Below are 16,118 nucleotides of genomic sequence, written 5' to 3'. Positions count from 1 at the left end.
TAATGAGAGGTCATGGCCTCAGTTTCCGTCCGCACGTTTTATCCGCTCCGCCACGCGGGTGGCCAGATCGTCCGGCTGGAATTTGGCAAGAAAATCGTCCGCGCCAACCCGCTTGACCATGTTCTGGTTGAACACCCCCGATAGCGAGGTATGCAAAAGGATATGCATGTCCTGCATACGCGGGTCGTGACGCACCTCAGTAGTCAGGGTATAGCCATCCATTTCCGGCATTTCAATATCGGAAATCATCATCATGAACTCATCGGCCGGACGTCGCCCCTCATCGGCCATTGCCTTCAGATAGTTCAGCGCCTGACGCCCGTCATTGAGCGCCACCACCTCTACGCCCAGATTCTGCAGACAGCGGATGATCTGCTTACGCGCGACGGAGGAGTCGTCGACGATCAGCACGCGAAACGACCCGGCACGGGCCTGCACATCAGCATCGATGACAGCGGCCGAAACCGTTTCCGAAACCGGCGCGGCTTCGGCCAGAACCTTTTCCACGTCGATGATTTCGACCATCTGCCCGTCGAAATGCGTCACTGCCGTGAGGTAATGATCGCGTCCGGCACCCTTGGGCGGCGGGAGGATTTCCTCCCAGTTCATGTTCACGATGCGCTCGACTGATCGCACCAGGAAACCAAGGGTCCGATTGTTGTACTCGGTGATGATGGTAAAGCAGCTCTGCAGATCGTCGAGCGCGGGCTTGCCGATGGCCAATGCCAGATCGAGGATCGGCAACGTATTGCCGCGGATATTGGCGACACCGCGGACGACAGCGGTCGAGCGCGGCATGACGGTCAGGCGCGGGCACTGCAGTACTTCTTTCACCTTGAACACGTTGATGCCGTACAGCTGCGCGCCGTCGAGGCGGAACAACAGCAGCTCCAGACGGTTCTGCCCCACCAACTGGGTTCTCTGGTTAACCGAATCCAATACTCCGACCATGCCGTCATCCTCATGCGTTAGCAGCAGCGCTGCCTAAAGCCAAAACGGGCTCGATGGGCACGCCCCTTGCTTCGGATCGAGCCATGAATGCTCAACCGACATTATTTCGACACGCCGCCAAAACGACGCGCAGCCGCTTCGCCATCTTTGCGTGCCTGGCCCTGCTCAGTGCCTCTGCTCTGGCGGAGCAGATGCCGACTCTGTCACATCCCGACCAGCTTATCGACGAGACTCGAAAGTTTCTTGAGCAGGCGACAACGGACTATCTGCGACGTAGCGACATCGCCGGCCGTCACGAAATCGAAGTGAATCGCCTGGACCCTCGCCTGCGCCTGGCCAGTTGCGACAAGCCACTCACCTTCAAGCTCGAGAGCCCCGCGCAACCGATCGGTCGCGTCACGGTTCGCGTCAGTTGCGAAGGCAGCTCGCCGTGGTCACTGTTCGTTCCTGGCCAGGTTCGCCTGTTTCGGGATGTCATCATCGCCGCACGCCCACTCAAGCGCGACAGCACCCTCAGTGCCGCCGACGTCTACCTGGCTGAACGGGATGTGTCCTTGCTCACCCAAGGCTATCTGACGTCGCTCGACCAGGTATTGGGCAACAAGCTGACGCGGCCGGTTCAACTCGATCAGGCGCTCGCGCCTACCCTTCTGCAGCTCGCCGAGGTGGTACGTAAGGGCGATCAGGTAGTCATCACCGCGCGCAGCGGAGGCATCAACGTCCGCATGCCCGGTGAAGCGATGTCCGACGGTGCACCCGGCACGCAGATCCGTGTAAAAAACCTGCGCTCGGGACGAATCGTCAAAGCTCGGGTCGCCGGCCCCGGGCAGGTTGAGGTGGCTATGTAGCGGAGCCTCCCGCTGCATGTGCGAGACACAGCCATGACGATGGTGGATAAAAAAGCTAAAGTTCTTCCGGACGTTGCCGAAAACCGGGCAAGCGTCCTGATTCCTTCGAGGTTTGCATCATGGTCATCGACTTCAACCGGCCCAACAGCGCTCTCGGGTCGACCGCTACGCGTAGCGGCAGCGTTCAAGGCAACGAGCGCCCCACGGCGCAGCCGGCGAGCGGCGATACCGCACCAGTCAGCAGCAATATTACGGCTCCGGCTGGCGAATCCGTACAACTGAGCCCCGAAGCCCAGCGCCTGCAGCAGGCCATGGACAAGCTCAATGAACAGCCGTCCGTAGATCAAGAGCGCGTGGCCAAACTGCGGCAAGCCATCGCCGACGGCAGCTATCAGGTCGACAGTCAGCGCGTCGCCTCCAAGCTGCTGGCGTTTGAAACCCAGCGCTAAGGCGACTCAGCGCCCCTTTCCGAGCCAGACATGCAAGACGAAGCCCTGCTCCAGCAACTGAATGGCGATATCGACATCGCCCAGCAATTACTTGAGCTCGCCGAGCAGGAATTTCAGGCGCTGAGTGATCGCGATCTGGCGAAACTGGAAGGCATCCTCTCGCAGACGCAACCACTGCTTGCACTACTCGGCCAGCATGGCGGCCTGCGCAGCCAGTGGCTGAGCGAACAAGGGCTGAGCTCGGATCGTGCCGGCCTGCAACAACTCGCCGCGAAGACCCCACTAGGCCCCCGCATTCTTGAGCAGGCCGATTCACTCGAGACCGCCTTGAATGCCTGCCGCGCAGCCAACGAGCGTAACGGCCGACTGATTCGCGCCAATCGCGCAGCCGTCGGCAGCATGCTGGAGATTCTGCAAGGCAGTAACGCGACGCCGGACCTGTACGACAACCGGGGCGGCACGGCCAAGACCACTCAACAAAGGCCTCTCAGCCAGGCCTGACCCCCCCCACACACGGACGCGCGGGCATGACCGTTCGCGACGCAGCTGCGCTGAGAGACCTGGAACGTGGCAAATCCTTTCATTGAAGAAGCTGGCCCACAACCACCCAAGCTGCTGACCTCGCCCCTGGAAATCCATGCGAGCCTCAAACCGCTGCTCGATAACCGCAGCCCGGTGATGATTCGCTTCGACGAGCGCAACCAGCGCTACCAGAGCTTTCTGATCGAACTGGACCGCGAGAAAGGCTGGCTTGCACTGGATGAACTGATCCCCAATGACGGCGAGCGCCTACTGCTTCAAGGCGAAGCCTTTCATCTGGAGGCGTTCGACGAAGGCGTGAGAATTGCCTGGAGCAATTCCCAGCCGATCCATCCGAGCGAGATGGACGGCGCACGCTGCTATTGGGTTCCGATCCCCACAGAGCTGACCTATCACCAGCGCCGCAACGCCTATCGCGCGCCGCTGCAAGGCGCGCCTATTGCCACCACGTTGGGCGGCAACAGGCTACGCAACAGCCTGGAAGGCAAGCTTCTCGACATATCTGCCACCGGCTGCAAGGTGAGTTTCAAAGGCGATGTGCAAAGCCGGCTGCAGACCGGCCAGGTATACGAACAGCTCTCCGTACGCCTCCCGAGCGGCACGGTGCAGTCTGCCGCGGAACTTCGCCACGTTGCATACGACGAAAAACTCGACCTGACCTTCTGCGGATTGAGCTTCTACCGCATCAACGGCCTTACCCAGCGAAATGTTGAGCGTTTTGTCTATCAACTGCAGCGCGAAGCACGCCGTAATCAGTCGGAAGATGGGCTCGACTGAGCCGATATCCCGCCCAGCAGGATACCAGAAGCAATTCGGCAGGAGAGTCTCGCTCAAGGCCGGAGAGTAGCGAAGCAGCGCTACTTGAAGGCTGGCGTCCCAGGCGAGGCTCGAACTCACAACCTTCCCCTTAGGAGGGGGATGCTCTATCCAATTGAGCTACTGGGACGTGCGCGCGGCATGTTAGCGAGCCGAGCCATTTTTGTCATGCCAGGTCGCCCATGCAAAATGCAATTTCGATTTTTAGAATCATGCATTATGCAATGCCATACATTCCCAAGCTTACGCTATCTTGTTGATTTTAAAATGATTTTCTTTAACAAATCATTGGCATGACGCGTGCTTCCTTTTGGGAATACCCCATCAGCGAAGGATACGCATCATGTGGAAAATGATTTGCCTGCTCGGCACGACACTCGCAGTCAATGCAGCCATGACACACCCGCCGACGGAACACGGCACCGATTTCAGAACAGCAAATGCAGCGCAGCCAGGCATGCCGGGCCTCGAAGCACCTGCCGCACGCGCTCTAAATATGAGCGGAACCGGCCCAACGAGCCTCAGTCAACCACAGCGATGGGTCTTCTGATCCGATTTAGCGACCGACTAAACCTAGAGGGAGCTGCAATGTCCAACTTCGCCATCTTCTGTCTAGTTATTGGGGCGATCTTCGGCGCATTTCTGATCATCGAGCCACAAGTTGCAAAAGGCTGGTACATCGCCGCGCAGGCAGGACTAGTTATTTGCGGCCTGGCGTTTATATGTGCCATGTTGATTGGGCGACGCATAAAGTTCGATCCCGTACTGCGTTGACATTATCTGCGTCCGGCTTGGATGGTCTGGGGTGCGGCCGATCACAATCAGCGCACACTAATAGCAAAATGCCTTTACCCGCCTCGCATAACCGCCGTACAATTGGCGCCACCAACCCGTCCCAAAAGTTTTTCTACGCAAACGGAACAGCGCGGGACGGCGGTTGTCAGACCAATGACCTTTCACGGCAATAAGCCACCACGCCAACCTGACTAACCGGTTTATTATGCGCCCTATGAAGCAGGCAGTTTATTCCAGCCGAACGGCTGACAAATTCGTGGTTCGACTGCCCGACGGCATGCGTGAGCGCATTGCCGACGTCGCGCGCAACCACCACCGCAGCATGAACTCTGAGATCATTGCGCGCCTGGAGCAGAGCCTCCTGCAGGAAGGCGCATTAGATGATGATCTGAGCATGCGTCTGGACAGCCCCGAACTGTCGATGCACGAGCGTGAGCTGCTACAGCGCTTCCGCCAGCTCACGCATCGCCAACAGAATGCACTGATTGCTCTGATCGCTCAGGACGCGGAGCTGGCTAAAGAAGAAGCCTGAGCGCCAGCAGCCACAAGCTGGCCTTGTCAGTTTCAATGAGTGCCAATAAAAAATCCGATGCTCCACAGAGCATCGGATTTTTTATTGTTAAACCCCAGGGCTAGAGAAGGAAAACTGTCGCCAAACCTAGAAAGATGAAAAAACCACCGCTGTCGGTCATGGCCGTGATCATCACGCTGGCCCCCATTGCCGGATCGCGCCCCAAACGGGCAAGCGTCATCGGAATAAGTACCCCCATCAACGCAGCCAGCAGGAGATTCAAGGTCATTGCGGCCGTCATCACCACGCCCAGCGACCAGCTGCCGTATAACCAGTAGGCCACAAGCCCAATCACCCCGCCCCAAACCACGCCGTTGGCCAGCCCCACTCCCAGCTCCTTGCGCAACAAGCGGGCCGTATTGCCGGTACCAACCTGATCGAGCGCCATCGCGCGCACGATCATAGTGATCGTCTGGTTACCCGAGTTGCCACCGATCCCAGCAACAATCGGCATCAGCGCTGCAAGCGCCACCAATTTCTCGATCGAACCGTCGAACAGACCAATCACTCGTGAAGCAATAAACGCGGTAACAAGATTCACGGCGAGCCAGGCCCAACGGTTGCGAACCGATTTCCACACTGACGCGAATATGTCCTCCTCTTCGCGCAGACCAGCCATGCTGAGCACTTCGCTCTCGCTCTCTTCGCGAATCAGGTCGACCATCTCATCGATTGTGAGGCGCCCGATCAGCTTTCCGCCCTTGTCGACAACGGGCGTGGAAACCAGGTCATAGCGCTCAAAGGCTTGCGCCGCCTCGTAGGCGTCTTCGTCAGGATGAAAGGTGACGGGATCGCTGGCCATGACCTCGGCCACCTGCTTTTCCGGGTCATTGACCAGCAGCCGCTTGATCGGCAACACGCCTTTGAGCACGCCGTCGTAATCGACCACGAACAGCTTGTCGGTATGACCAGGCAACTCTTTGAGGCGACGCAGGTAGCGCAGCACGACCTCTAGGCTGACATCCTCGCGGATGGTCACCATCTCGAAGTCCATCAGCGCACCGACCTGATCTTCCTCATAGGACAGAGCCGAGCGAACCCGCTCTCGCTGCTGCGCATCGAGCGTTTCCATCAGCTCGTGAACGACGTCTCGCGGAAGCTCCGGCGCGAGGTCGGCCAGCTCGTCGGCATCCATCTCCTTGGCCGCCGCGAGCAGCTCGTGATCGTCCATGTCGGCGATCAGCGTTTCGCGCACCGCGTCGGAAACTTCGAGAAGAATGTCGCCGTCGCGTTCCGCTTTTACCAGCTGCCAAACGGTAAGACGGTCATCGAGAGGAAGCGCTTCGAGAATATGCGCAACGTCCGCCGGATGCAGCGCATCGAGCTTGCGCTGCAATTCCGCCAGGTTCTGCCGATGCACCAGGCTCTCCACCAGCTCCTGATGCTCACCCTCCTGACGATGAGTGAGATCCTCGACCAGGCGGTGCCGATGCAATAGTTCGATCACCTGCGCCAGGCGATCCTGCAGCGTTTCTTGCGTTTTTTTTGCTTCTACTTCTGTCATGGCGCACTCCACCCCCAGCGCGAGGGGCACGCCAAGAGGATCAATCAGTCATGTGATTGGCAAGCGGGATTCTTGAGCGACTACTGGGTAAGTCCATGGGATGGTTCGATTCCACAAGCCCGAAGGCGAACGCCGCGATGATACCACCGCTCTATCGGCAAGGCTGTTCAAACGAACGCGAATACAACTGCTTGCGCCAGCTGTGCAGCCGCCCGAACACCCCTAATACGAGGCGAGCTCATCTGTCGACGCCTTCACGCCACAGCAAGGCACAGCTGCACAAGAAGAATTTTACGCCTAGGCTTATGCCCTTTCTTCGTCATGGAGGACGAACATGCACTACCCCCTTTCCGCCACCTTATTCGCCTTCGCCATACTGACCAGCCAGGCACCGGCCGCAGCAACGGTATTTCGCTGCACGGACGAGGCAGGGCGAATCACCTACGCCCAGCAAGGCTGTCCAGGCGGCAGCGACATACAGAAGCAGCAGGCCTACAATCCCTCGCCCGGTAGCGGCAAGGCGGTCAAGATGGCTACGACCAATCCGCGCAGTACGCGCAAGACGACGCCGTCGAGCGACCAGCTCACCATCGTCGCCGAACGGCACGATGGCTGCGGCAACCGCATCAGCGGCGGAGAGCGCCGCGAGGCGATCATCAAACAACGGATACTTAGCGGGATGACTCGTTCCGACGTGGAAAGCGCCCTTGGACGCCCCAGTAGCGTCGTCAGCACCAATGGCCGCACTCGCTATCGCTACGAGAAAAGCGAAGGCCGAGCGCGCACCGTAACCTTCGATGAGAAAGGCTGCGTTACCGGCAAACGATGATTCGCTCAGAAACGAAAAAGGGCCTGCATTACTGCAGGCCCTTCTTGGTATGGCGCACTCAGGAGGATTCGAACCTCCGACCGCTCGGTTCGTAGCCGAGTACTCTATCCAGCTGAGCTATGAGTGCGTAAGCGCTTGATAAGCCAGCTCGCCTCTGGCTGCAGAATCTTCGATAAAATCAAAGCTTCTTACATAATGGCGCACTCAGGAGGATTCGAACCTCCGACCGCTCGGTTCGTAGCCGAGTACTCTATCCAGCTGAGCTATGAGTGCGCTGAGCGTGCGCATTATAGGGAGTTGAGCATGTCGGTCAAGCATTTTACCCTGGCGCTTTCGACTGAAAGCAGGTACCCGAAAACTAAAACCCTAGAACGCAAAATGGCGGAGAAGGGGGGATTCGAACCCCCGACACCCTTTTGAGGTGTACTCCCTTAGCAGGGGAGCGCCTTCGGCCACTCGGCCACCTCTCCGCAACACGGGGCGCATCATAACCATCTTTACCCCGTTTGCAAAGCCAGAAATTACATAAAAATTAGTGGCTTGGTTCTTGATCCTTCTCTTTCTGAATGCGCTGATAAATCTCTTCGCGATGCACTGCAACCTCCTTGGGTGCATTCACACCGATGCGTACCTGGTTCCCCTTCACACCCAAAACAGTGACAGTCACATCGTCACCCACCATCAGGGTCTCTCCGACCCGGCGAGTCAGAATCAGCATTCCTTTCTCCTTAAAACGGATTCAGTCAGTAAGCAGTCTGCAAAATAAAAGGCGGATAATGCGCCGCGACACGCTTAGCGTAAAGCTTGCACCAGCTATTGACCTTCTGGCGAGGCGGTAAAGTTCCTCGCGCCACAGCCAATACGACAGAAGGCGCGTACTAGACGCGCCTTCTGTGCTTCACTCGGCCGTTTTCGCAGCCGGGGCATCCAGTTCGAATGCAGTATGCAGCGCGCGCACGGCGAGCTCGAGATACTTTTCCTCGATGACCACCGAAACCTTGATTTCGGAAGTCGAGATCATCTGGATATTGATGTTCTCCTTCGCCAGCGCCTCGAACATGCGACTCGCAACGCCAGCATGCGAGCGCATGCCTACCCCGACAATCGACACCTTGGCGATATCGGTATCACCGATAACCTCCCGAGCGCCCATCTCGTTCGCAATGGTCTGCAGAATCTGCAATGCGCTGTTGTAGTCGTTGCGATGCACGGTGAAGGTGAAGTCCGTGGTGTTATCGTGCGCCACGTTCTGCACGATCATGTCGACCTCGACATTGGCAGCACTGATCGGACCGAGAATCTTGAAGGCCACGCCGGGCGTGTCCGGCACCCCACGGATGGTCAGCTTGGCTTCGTCGCGATTGAAGGCGATGCCTGAGATGATCGGCTGTTCCATGGATTCCTCTTCATCAAGGGTGATGAGGGTCCCGGGACCCTCCTGAAAGCTATGCAGCACGCGCAGAGGCACGCTGTACTTACCGGCGAACTCGACGGCGCGGATCTGCAGCACTTTCGAGCCCAGACTGGCCATTTCGAGCATTTCCTCGAAGGTGATCTTGTCCAGGCGCCGGGCCTTGGCGACGACCCGTGGATCGGTGGTATAGACGCCGTCGACGTCCGTGTAAATCTGGCACTCATCGGCCTTGAGCGCGGCGGCCAGTGCCACGCCCGTCGTATCCGAACCGCCGCGACCGAGCGTGGTGATATTGCCTTTTCCGTCCACACCCTGGAAGCCGGCCACCACCACCACACGCCCCGCCTTAAGCTCGCGCTGGATGCGCTGCGAATCAATCTGCAGGATGCGCGCCTTGGTGTGCGCGCTGTCGGTCAGAATGCGCACTTGGTTGCCGGTGAACGAAACCGCCGGCACACCGCGCTTGATCAACGCCATAGCCAGCAAGGCAATCGTCACTTGCTCGCCGGTGGAGACCATCACATCCAGCTCGCGCGCTACCGGCTGATCGCTGATCTGTTTGGCCAGATCGATAAGCCGATTGGTTTCACCGCTCATGGCCGATACCACGACGACGATATCGTCTCCGCCGTCGCGGAACTTCTTGATCTTCTCGGCCACCTGCTCGATGCGCTCAACGGAACCGACCGAAGTGCCGCCAAATTTCTGTACGATCAAAGCCATTTCATTACCGCCTAAGCCCTTCGAGGGCAGTCGTTAAACCGTCCAGCTCGCCTCAGAGCCCCTGCTCGACGAAAGAGCGCGCAAGACCGAGGGCATCGTCCAGCCGCCCAGGCTCGCTACCGCCGCCCTGAGCCATATCCGGACGCCCGCCGCCCTTGCCGCCCACTGCTGCCGCGGCCTGCTTCATCAGGTCGCCCGCTTTGAATCGAGCCGTAAGATCCTGGGTCACGCCCGCCACCAGCACCACTTTGTCATCCTGCACGCCGCCGAGCAGGATCACCGCACTGCCGAGCTTGTTCTTGAGCTGATCGACCAGTGCGAGCAGAGCCTTGCCATCCAGCCCATCCAGGCGCGCCGCCAGCACTCGCACCCCCTGCAGTTCGATTGCCGAACCGGCAAGGTCATCGCCAGCAGCACTGGCCGCTTTGGCCTTGAGCTGCTCCAGCTCCTTTTCCAGCTGACGGTTGCGCTCGAGCACACCGGCCAGCTTGTCGAGCAGGTTTTCCCGACTGCCCTTGACCAGGCTCGCCGCTTCCTTCAACTGCTCCTCGGCATCGTTCAGATATGCCAGCGCCTGGGCTCCAGTCACCGCCTCGATGCGCCGTACCCCGGCAGCTACGCCGCCTTCGCTGACGATCTTGAAAAGGCCGATGTCGCCTGTACGCGACACATGGGTGCCGCCGCACAGCTCCACCGAGAAACCGCCACCCATGCTCAGCACTCGCACGGTGTCGCCATACTTCTCGCCGAACAGCGCCATCGCACCCTTCGCCTTGGCGGTGTCGATGTCGGTTTCCTCGACATCAACCGCGGTGTTGCGACGGATCTCGGCGTTGACCTTGTCTTCCAGGGCCTTGAGTTGTGCGGGCTTGATTGCCTCGAAATGGCTGAAATCGAAACGCAGCCGCTGGCTATCGACCAGCGAGCCCTTCTGGCTCACATGCTCACCGAGCGTCTCGCGCAGTGCGGCATGCAGCAGGTGAGTGGCCGAATGATTGAGCGCGGTGGCCTGGCGCACCGAGGCGTCAACAGTCGCATCGACGCTGGCGCCGACGCGCAGGTTGCCGCTATCGAGTATGCCGTGGTGCAGAAACGCCCCACCCACCTTGCTGGTGTCGCGCACATCGAAGCGCAGACCTTCGGCCGCGAGATAGCCGCAGTCACCGACCTGACCGCCCGATTCGGCATAGAACGGCGTCTGGTCCAGAACCACCACGCCCTCCTCGCCGGCGCTCAGGCTATCCACCGCCATGCCTTCCTTGAACAACGCCAACACCGTGCCCTGACCGACCGTACCCTGGTAGCCCGTGAAGCGTGTCTCGCCCTCGACCTTGACCAGGCTGTTGTAGTCCATGCCGAAGGCACTGGCCGAACGGGCGCGCTCGCGCTGAGTCTGCATTTCGCGCTCGAAACCTTCCTCATCGAGGGTAAGCTCCCGCTCACGAGCGATATCCGCGGTCAGGTCCACCGGGAAGCCGTAGGTATCGTACAACTTGAACACCACATCGCCAGGAATGATGCTGCCCGACAGTTCAGCCAGGTCCTGCTCGAGAATCTTCAGGCCCTGCTCGAGAGTCTTGGCGAACTGTTCTTCCTCGTTCTTCAGCACGCGTTCGATATGCGCCTGCTGCTGTTTCAGTTCAGGGAAAGCCTCGCCCATTTCGGCAACCAGCGCCGCAACGATGCGATAGAAGAAGCTACCTCTGGCACCCAGCTTGTTACCGTGACGGCAGGCGCGGCGAATGATGCGCCGCAGCACGTAGCCGCGCCCTTCGTTGGACGGGGTCACCCCGTCAGCGATCAGAAAGCCGCAGGAGCGGATGTGGTCAGCGACCACTTTGAGCGAGGCCTGGCCTTCGTTGGCGCACCCGATGGCCTCAGCTGCCGCGTTGAGCAGACTCTGGAACAGGTCGATTTCGTAGTTGGAGTTCACGTGCTGCAGCACGGCACTGATGCGCTCCAACCCCATGCCGGTATCCACGCTCGGCGCCGGCAGCGGGTGCAGGACGCCGTCCGCGGTACGGTTGAACTGCATGAACACGTTGTTCCAGATTTCGATGTAGCGGTCACCGTCCTCTTCCGGGGAGCCGGGCGGGCCGCCCCAGATATGCTCGCCGTGGTCGAAGAAGATCTCGGTGCACGGGCCGCACGGGCCGGTATCGCCCATCGCCCAGAAATTGTCCGAAGCGTAGGGCGCGCCCTTGTTGTCGCCGATGCGTACCATGCGCTCGGCGGGAATGCCGACGTCCTTGGTCCAGATGTCGTAGGCCTCGTCGTCGGTGGCGTAGACGGTCACCCAGAGCTTTTCCTTGGGCAGGTTCAGCCACTTCTCGGAGGTGAGGAATTCCCAGGCATAGGTAATAGCGTCGCGCTTGAAATAATCGCCGAAGCTGAAGTTGCCGAGCATCTCGAAGAAGGTGTGGTGACGCGCGGTGTAGCCGACGTTTTCCAGGTCGTTGTGCTTGCCGCCGGCACGCACGCACTTCTGGCTAGTAGTGGCGCGGGTATAGGCGCGCTTCTCCAGGCCGAGGAAGCAGTCCTTGAACTGGTTCATGCCGGCGTTGGTGAACAGCAGCGTCGGGTCGTTCGCCGGAATCAACGAACTGGAGGCCACACGGGTGTGCCCCTTCTCTTCGAAGAAGCTCAGGAAGGCTTCACGGATTTCTGCGCTTTTCATAGATTTCTTCCAGAGGACTGCCGCCGAACGCCGCAAAACGGCACGGTGCGTCAGCACCGCGGTGCCGTTATGCAACCATCCAAACGGATATCGGCAAAGGGCCGCATTATATCGGCACGGCGCACCGGGTATAGGGGATAAATGCGATTGAATCAACCCATTTGACCGCAGGCGCAACGCACGTTTTGCGCTGCGCCGACCTCATCGCAACAGCGGCGTGGCAAGCACCTTGGAGGCACCGCCGAGCAGCGCCGCGGTGATATCGATGAAGTCATCGGTGCTGACCTTGTCCAGACGCATCAGCCCGCGGCTGACATCGTCCAGCGAATGCCGCCCCTTGCTGCGCTGGCGAATTTCCCGATCCAGCTCCTGCAGCAGCAACACCGCCCGCGCGGTAACCGGCCCGGTGGCTTGCTCAGTACGCAGACTGGTGATTCCGCGACTCCAATCCGTCAGGTGCTCGCGCACCGCCTGATAGCGCCCCTCGCTCATGCCGCCGGCACGACGCATCAGTTCGATGGCGTAGTACTCGGCCAGACCTTCGCTGATCCAGTCGCTGCGATCGGTGTCGCTGATGCGGCTGAAGACATGTACCAGCTCGTGAACCAGCGAGCTGGTGCCATTCTCACTGACCAGAGGGCGATCGGCGTGCAGATAAAGCGAATTCGGCGCGGAGAGCCCGCCACGCCACATCGGATCGCCGGCGCCGACGATCAGCAGCTTGTCCGGATCGCGCGGAAATACGTTCTGCAGCTCCGGCCAGACAAAGGTCAGCAGCGTGAGGATATCCATGCGCCGCACGCCCTCGCCCACCGGCGCGGCAACCGTCACATCGGTTTCGCCTAGCCGCGCGCGACGGCTGCCCAGCTTGCCGGCAAGCATCCAGCCGGTGGGGCGATCAAAGATCCGCTCGGAGTTGTCGATACGGAAGCGGTTCTTGCCGATACGCGGCCAACCGGTTTCGACGCTCTTCCACCCCTCGGGCAGCTCGAAGCTAAGGCGCGAAACCAGTTTCGTCCCCTCCAACTCATCGAGCCGCGCTGCCGGCACCAGATCATCGCCACGAAACAGCGCCCAGTCCGCCGTCATCCGCGCATCGAAACGACCGTTGTCGCGAGGATGGCTGATGCGCACGCGGTAGGTCAGCCGAGCCTTGCCCTTCGCCGGCCGCCAGATACCCCGCTCAGGCGACTGCTGCAGCCATTCGCCATCCGCCTGGAAGTCGCTGTAGTAACCCTCGTCGCCGAGGTTCAAATCCAGGCTGCGTATTACCTCGCCTTTTTCCAGCGTCAGTTGCACTTCGGCCTGGTCCTGCTCGGGGAAAAAGCGCACGAGGTAATCGAGATCGACCCGCTGTCCGGCCCACGCCGGTGTCGCGCCGAGCAGCAGAACGGCAAGCAGGGAAAGCACATGAACGCGCATCAGGGCTATGACTCCGGGACTAGGGGTGGCGGGTAGACATCGGACAAGCGCCGGACTCATCCGGCGCGAAAGATCAGGTGATCCTCCCAATCCTCTTCGGCAACGCTGCCTTCAGCGAGCATCCGGCCGGCTTGCGATATACGTTCGACGTGCACCGCGTTGCGATCGCCACAGACGAGGTGGTGCCAGAGCGGCAGATCCTTTCCCTCGGCGACCAGACGGTAGGCGCAGGTCGGCGGCAGCCATTTGAATTGCGCGGCATCCCGGGCATTGAGCTGGATGCAGTCCGGCACGCTGGCACGGCGATTGGGGTAATCGCTGCAGCGACAGCTATCCAGATCCAGCAGCTTGCAGGCGATACGCGTGTAATAGACGCTGCCGTCTTCTTCGTCTTCGAGCTTCTGCAGGCAGCACAGACCGCAGCCGTCGCACAGTGACTCCCACTCCTCGGCGTCGAGTTCGGCGAGAGTTTTGCGCTTCCAGAAGGGTTCGACTTTGGCGGCCATTACGACTGAGGCTCCAGAAAACTGTGAGTCTAGCCATTGGCCCGTGGCGGGCCAAGCGCGACCGGATGGCGTGCGACTCGGGCCGCAGGGCGCGGCCCGAACGCGCGCGGGGTCGTTACTGGTCGAGCATCTGACGATGGCTGCGCATCTGCTCGAGCATCTGCTCCATGTGCTGAATACGCAGATCAAGCATCTCCTTGGTCGGCGCACCCATCATGCCCCCGCCCATCATGCCTTTGCCGCCCTTCATGCCCATGCCGGGGCCGCCAGCCATCGGGCAGCCACCCATCATGCCCATGCCGGATTGCATGCTCTGCCAGTGTTCAGCCTGCAGTTTCTGCCGTTCCTGCGGGGTCTTCGCCGCTTGCCAGGCCTGCCGATACTCCTGCATCTGCTGCCAGTGCTGCTGCCAGGCCGCAGAATTGTCGGCCGCGGCCGGTGCGTCTTGCGCCTGGGCCGTCAGCGCCAGGCCGGCGAACAGGGAACCGAGTAACCACGATTGGATGTTCATGAACCGTCTCCTTTGTTCAGGGGACTTTTAGCATAGGCCTGAAAACCGCACGCAACCCGACTCCGATCAAGTCCGACTGCGTAACGTTGTCACAGCGGGTCGTTCATGCGCAGCAGCTCTTCGGGCAAGTGCTCGATGTAATCATCTTCCGCGGGCGGCATCTGCAGGTGATAACCCTGCGTCTCGAGATTGGCCAGCACCTTGCCGATATCCTCGCGCGCCAGCTGGCGCTCCGGCGTCAGTACCAGCTCGAATGCGAGCTGCGGCGCGCCGAATGCGGCTAGCAGCCCCTCGGGCACGCGCGCGAGCGCGTCGCGCTTGTCGACATACAGGTACATCCCGTTCTTGCGCAGACTTTTATAGATGGAGCAGATGCGTTTCATGATGGCGATTTTTCCAGTACGTCGAGCAATGCCTGCCCCATGCGCTCGCGGCGCCAACCGCGCAGCGACTCGGGGAGACTGTAGGGACCGTCGGGATAGCCGCTCTTGAGCAGCGCCTCGAGAATCTTCTTGCGCAGCATGATCTCCGGCGCGATATCCAATTCCTTCGCCGTACGCTGGCCGACGGCACGCAGCTTCTTCAGGACGGACGCAGCTTCCAACGGTAGCGGCTCGGGCAACGCGGCAGGCCATTCCTGCGCCGACAGCGCGGCGGCCTGACGAATCAGTTCGAGCAGCGTCTCGCCATCCTGGCGCACCGTGCGCGGATGCATGTCTTCGATACGCGCCAGTGTCACCAGGTCTTTCGGCTGCGTGCGCGCCAGCGGCCACAGGCTCGCCTCGCGAAGGATGCGGTTGCGCGGCTGATTGCGCGCCCGCGCCTGCCGCTCGCGCCAGGCCGTCAGCACACGGAGCACGGCGAGTTGCTGCGGTCGCAATCGCCAGGCCTGCTTGACCTCGCGATACGCTTCGTCCGGATCGGTTTCACGCTGCAGGTTGGCGACCAGCTCGGCACCATCCTCCACCACCCAGCGCTGCTTGTCTTCGCTGAGGCGCGGTAGCAGCGCGGCATACAGTTCGGCCAGATGTTGCACATCCTCCGCCGCGTAGCGCATCTGCATCTCGCTCAACGGGCGCTGCAGCCAGTCGGAGCGGGTTTCATCCTTCGGCAGATCGAGCCCCAGCACCGCATGCACCAGGCGCGAATAGCCCATGGAAAAGCCGAGATTGAGGTAGCCGCCCGCCAGCTGCGTATCGAACAGCGGCGCCGGTAGTTGCCCGGTCAGACGCGACAGCACCTCGAGGTCCTCACCGCAGGCGTGCAACACCTTGACCACGGCAGTGTCCTGCAACAGCGCGGCGAACGGCTGCCAGTCCTTTACGGTCAGCGGATCGATCAGATAGGCGCATCGCCCATCGCCTATCTGCACCAGACCGGCAATCGGGTAGAAGGTATCGACGCGCATGAACTCGGTATCGAGCGCCACGAAGGGCAGTTGCCGCCACTCGGCGCAGAGGCGGGCCAGATGCGCATCATCCAGGACCCATTGAGTTTCGATGGCCACACGGCCCTCCTTGATTCGGCTGACGACCGGCGCGCGGCCGAACGAGGCGCGCAGT

Annotated in this window: 17 protein-coding genes and 4 tRNA genes; 7 read left to right on the top strand and 14 right to left on the bottom strand. The window is 60.5% G+C overall.

The annotated features are described in order from the left end of the window. Positions 1 to 18: 18 nt before the first annotated feature. Positions 19 to 951 (bottom strand): chemotaxis protein CheV, encoded by a 933-nt coding sequence (locus NAV27_RS07580; protein WP_102828827.1) that lies wholly within the window; start codon positions 949 to 951, stop codon positions 19 to 21. Positions 952 to 1,034: 83 nt separating this feature from the next. Here NAV27_RS07580 and flgA point away from each other — a divergent pair, with 83 nt between their 5' ends. The 4 genes from flgA (at position 1,035) to NAV27_RS07560 (ending at position 3,565) form a co-directional block, all read left to right on the top strand. Next, positions 1,035 to 1,799: a flagellar basal body P-ring formation chaperone FlgA gene (flgA, locus tag NAV27_RS07575; protein ID WP_102828826.1), complete on the top strand. Its 765-nt coding sequence runs from the start codon at positions 1,035 to 1,037 to the stop codon at positions 1,797 to 1,799. 119 nt (positions 1,800 to 1,918) lie between these two features. Next, entirely contained in the window at positions 1,919 to 2,248 is a 330-nt protein-coding gene (gene flgM / locus NAV27_RS07570; RefSeq protein WP_102828825.1) for a flagellar biosynthesis anti-sigma factor FlgM, read from the top strand. Positions 2,249 to 2,278: 30 nt separating this feature from the next. Then, positions 2,279 to 2,749: a flagellar protein FlgN gene (locus NAV27_RS07565; RefSeq protein ID WP_102828824.1), complete on the top strand. Its 471-nt coding sequence runs from the start codon at positions 2,279 to 2,281 to the stop codon at positions 2,747 to 2,749. A gap of 66 nt (positions 2,750 to 2,815) precedes the next feature. Further along, positions 2,816 to 3,565: a flagellar brake protein gene (locus tag NAV27_RS07560; protein WP_102828823.1), complete on the top strand. Its 750-nt coding sequence runs from the start codon at positions 2,816 to 2,818 to the stop codon at positions 3,563 to 3,565. Positions 3,566 to 3,657: 92 nt separating this feature from the next. Here the strand turns inward: NAV27_RS07560 and NAV27_RS07555 are convergent. Beyond that, positions 3,658 to 3,734 (bottom strand) — tRNA-Arg (locus NAV27_RS07555). Positions 3,735 to 4,192: 458 nt separating this feature from the next. Here NAV27_RS07555 and NAV27_RS07550 point away from each other — a divergent pair. Together NAV27_RS07550 and NAV27_RS07545 are read left to right on the top strand one after the other, a co-directional pair. Beyond that, positions 4,193 to 4,378 carry a PA3371 family protein gene (locus NAV27_RS07550; protein ID WP_102828822.1) on the top strand — a complete coding sequence of 62 codons (186 nt, stop codon included), beginning with the start codon at positions 4,193 to 4,195 and terminating at the stop codon, positions 4,376 to 4,378. 226 nt (positions 4,379 to 4,604) lie between these two features. After that, a complete protein-coding gene (locus NAV27_RS07545; protein WP_003287433.1) occupies positions 4,605 to 4,931 on the top strand; it encodes an Arc family DNA-binding protein in 327 nt (108 codons plus the stop codon). A 100-nt stretch (positions 4,932 to 5,031) separates the two neighbouring features. Here the strand turns inward: NAV27_RS07545 and mgtE are convergent, their stop codons facing one another. Beyond that, positions 5,032 to 6,474 (bottom strand): magnesium transporter, encoded by a 1,443-nt coding sequence (mgtE, locus tag NAV27_RS07540; RefSeq protein ID WP_054095133.1) that lies wholly within the window; start codon positions 6,472 to 6,474, stop codon positions 5,032 to 5,034. A 334-nt stretch (positions 6,475 to 6,808) separates the two neighbouring features. On the opposite strand from mgtE, the gene NAV27_RS07535 reads away from it, so the two are divergent. Beyond that, a complete protein-coding gene (locus NAV27_RS07535) occupies positions 6,809 to 7,303 on the top strand; it encodes a DUF4124 domain-containing protein (RefSeq protein WP_102828821.1) in 495 nt (164 codons plus the stop codon). Positions 7,304 to 7,353: 50 nt separating this feature from the next. On the opposite strand, the gene NAV27_RS07530 is transcribed toward NAV27_RS07535, so the two are convergent. The 11 genes from NAV27_RS07530 to rnd form a co-directional block, all read right to left on the bottom strand. Further along, positions 7,354 to 7,430, bottom strand: a tRNA-Arg gene (locus NAV27_RS07530). 69 nt (positions 7,431 to 7,499) lie between these two features. Continuing rightward, a tRNA-Arg gene (locus tag NAV27_RS07525) sits at positions 7,500 to 7,576 on the bottom strand. A 106-nt stretch (positions 7,577 to 7,682) separates the two neighbouring features. Continuing rightward, positions 7,683 to 7,773 (bottom strand) — tRNA-Ser (locus NAV27_RS07520). Positions 7,774 to 7,835: 62 nt separating this feature from the next. Continuing rightward, the gene (gene csrA, locus NAV27_RS07515) at positions 7,836 to 8,021 is read right to left on the bottom strand and encodes a carbon storage regulator CsrA (protein WP_003283978.1); all 186 of its coding nucleotides are present in this window, start codon (positions 8,019 to 8,021) and stop codon (positions 7,836 to 7,838) included. Positions 8,022 to 8,201: 180 nt separating this feature from the next. Further along, the gene (locus tag NAV27_RS07510; protein WP_054095135.1) at positions 8,202 to 9,440 is read right to left on the bottom strand and encodes an aspartate kinase; all 1,239 of its coding nucleotides are present in this window, start codon (positions 9,438 to 9,440) and stop codon (positions 8,202 to 8,204) included. A gap of 52 nt (positions 9,441 to 9,492) precedes the next feature. Beyond that, the gene (gene alaS / locus NAV27_RS07505) at positions 9,493 to 12,117 is read right to left on the bottom strand and encodes an alanine--tRNA ligase (RefSeq protein WP_102828820.1); all 2,625 of its coding nucleotides are present in this window, start codon (positions 12,115 to 12,117) and stop codon (positions 9,493 to 9,495) included. 201 nt (positions 12,118 to 12,318) lie between these two features. Next, entirely contained in the window at positions 12,319 to 13,539 is a 1,221-nt protein-coding gene (locus NAV27_RS07500; RefSeq protein WP_102828819.1) for a hypothetical protein, read from the bottom strand. A 56-nt stretch (positions 13,540 to 13,595) separates the two neighbouring features. After that, positions 13,596 to 14,045 carry a YcgN family cysteine cluster protein gene (locus NAV27_RS07495; protein ID WP_054095138.1) on the bottom strand — a complete coding sequence of 150 codons (450 nt, stop codon included), beginning with the start codon at positions 14,043 to 14,045 and terminating at the stop codon, positions 13,596 to 13,598. Positions 14,046 to 14,160: 115 nt separating this feature from the next. After that, complete coding sequence (locus tag NAV27_RS07490) at positions 14,161 to 14,556, bottom strand: hypothetical protein (RefSeq protein ID WP_008569907.1); 396 nt, start codon at positions 14,554 to 14,556, stop codon at positions 14,161 to 14,163. Positions 14,557 to 14,645: 89 nt separating this feature from the next. After that, positions 14,646 to 14,939 (bottom strand): YcgL domain-containing protein, encoded by a 294-nt coding sequence (locus NAV27_RS07485; RefSeq protein ID WP_102828818.1) that lies wholly within the window; start codon positions 14,937 to 14,939, stop codon positions 14,646 to 14,648. Then, positions 14,936 to 16,063 (bottom strand): ribonuclease D, encoded by a 1,128-nt coding sequence (gene rnd, locus NAV27_RS07480; protein WP_180981433.1) that lies wholly within the window; start codon positions 16,061 to 16,063, stop codon positions 14,936 to 14,938. Before rnd ends, NAV27_RS07485 begins: the two co-directional genes overlap by 4 nt. Between the last annotated feature and the right edge of the window lie 55 nt (positions 16,064 to 16,118).

This window comes from Stutzerimonas degradans (genome assembly GCF_024448505.1).
GTDB lineage: Bacteria > Pseudomonadota > Gammaproteobacteria > Pseudomonadales > Pseudomonadaceae > Stutzerimonas > Stutzerimonas degradans.
This window is presented reverse-complemented; position numbering and strand designations above follow the sequence as displayed.

Bases quoted from the DNA above. Each gene is read 5' to 3' on its own strand.
- NAV27_RS07535 (WP_102828821.1), top strand. From the start codon at position 6,809: ATGCACTACCCCCTTTCCGCCACCTTATTCGCCTTCGCCATACTGACC.
- NAV27_RS07500 (WP_102828819.1), bottom strand. From the start codon at position 13,539: ATGCGCGTTCATGTGCTTTCCCTGCTTGCCGTTCTGCTGCTCGGCGCG.
- csrA (WP_003283978.1), bottom strand. From the start codon at position 8,021: ATGCTGATTCTGACTCGCCGGGTCGGAGAGACCCTGATGGTGGGTGAC.
- flgA (WP_102828826.1), top strand. From the start codon at position 1,035: ATGAATGCTCAACCGACATTATTTCGACACGCCGCCAAAACGACGCGC.
- NAV27_RS07545 (WP_003287433.1), top strand. From the start codon at position 4,605: ATGCGCCCTATGAAGCAGGCAGTTTATTCCAGCCGAACGGCTGACAAA.
- flgM (WP_102828825.1), top strand. From the start codon at position 1,919: ATGGTCATCGACTTCAACCGGCCCAACAGCGCTCTCGGGTCGACCGCT.
- NAV27_RS07510 (WP_054095135.1), bottom strand. From the start codon at position 9,440: ATGGCTTTGATCGTACAGAAATTTGGCGGCACTTCGGTCGGTTCCGTT.
- alaS (WP_102828820.1), bottom strand. From the start codon at position 12,117: ATGAAAAGCGCAGAAATCCGTGAAGCCTTCCTGAGCTTCTTCGAAGAG.
- NAV27_RS07485 (WP_102828818.1), bottom strand. From the start codon at position 14,939: ATGAAACGCATCTGCTCCATCTATAAAAGTCTGCGCAAGAACGGGATG.
- NAV27_RS07580 (WP_102828827.1), bottom strand. From the start codon at position 951: ATGGTCGGAGTATTGGATTCGGTTAACCAGAGAACCCAGTTGGTGGGG.
- NAV27_RS07490 (WP_008569907.1), bottom strand. From the start codon at position 14,556: ATGAACATCCAATCGTGGTTACTCGGTTCCCTGTTCGCCGGCCTGGCG.
- NAV27_RS07565 (WP_102828824.1), top strand. From the start codon at position 2,279: ATGCAAGACGAAGCCCTGCTCCAGCAACTGAATGGCGATATCGACATC.
- NAV27_RS07550 (WP_102828822.1), top strand. From the start codon at position 4,193: ATGTCCAACTTCGCCATCTTCTGTCTAGTTATTGGGGCGATCTTCGGC.
- NAV27_RS07495 (WP_054095138.1), bottom strand. From the start codon at position 14,045: ATGGCCGCCAAAGTCGAACCCTTCTGGAAGCGCAAAACTCTCGCCGAA.
- mgtE (WP_054095133.1), bottom strand. From the start codon at position 6,474: ATGACAGAAGTAGAAGCAAAAAAAACGCAAGAAACGCTGCAGGATCGC.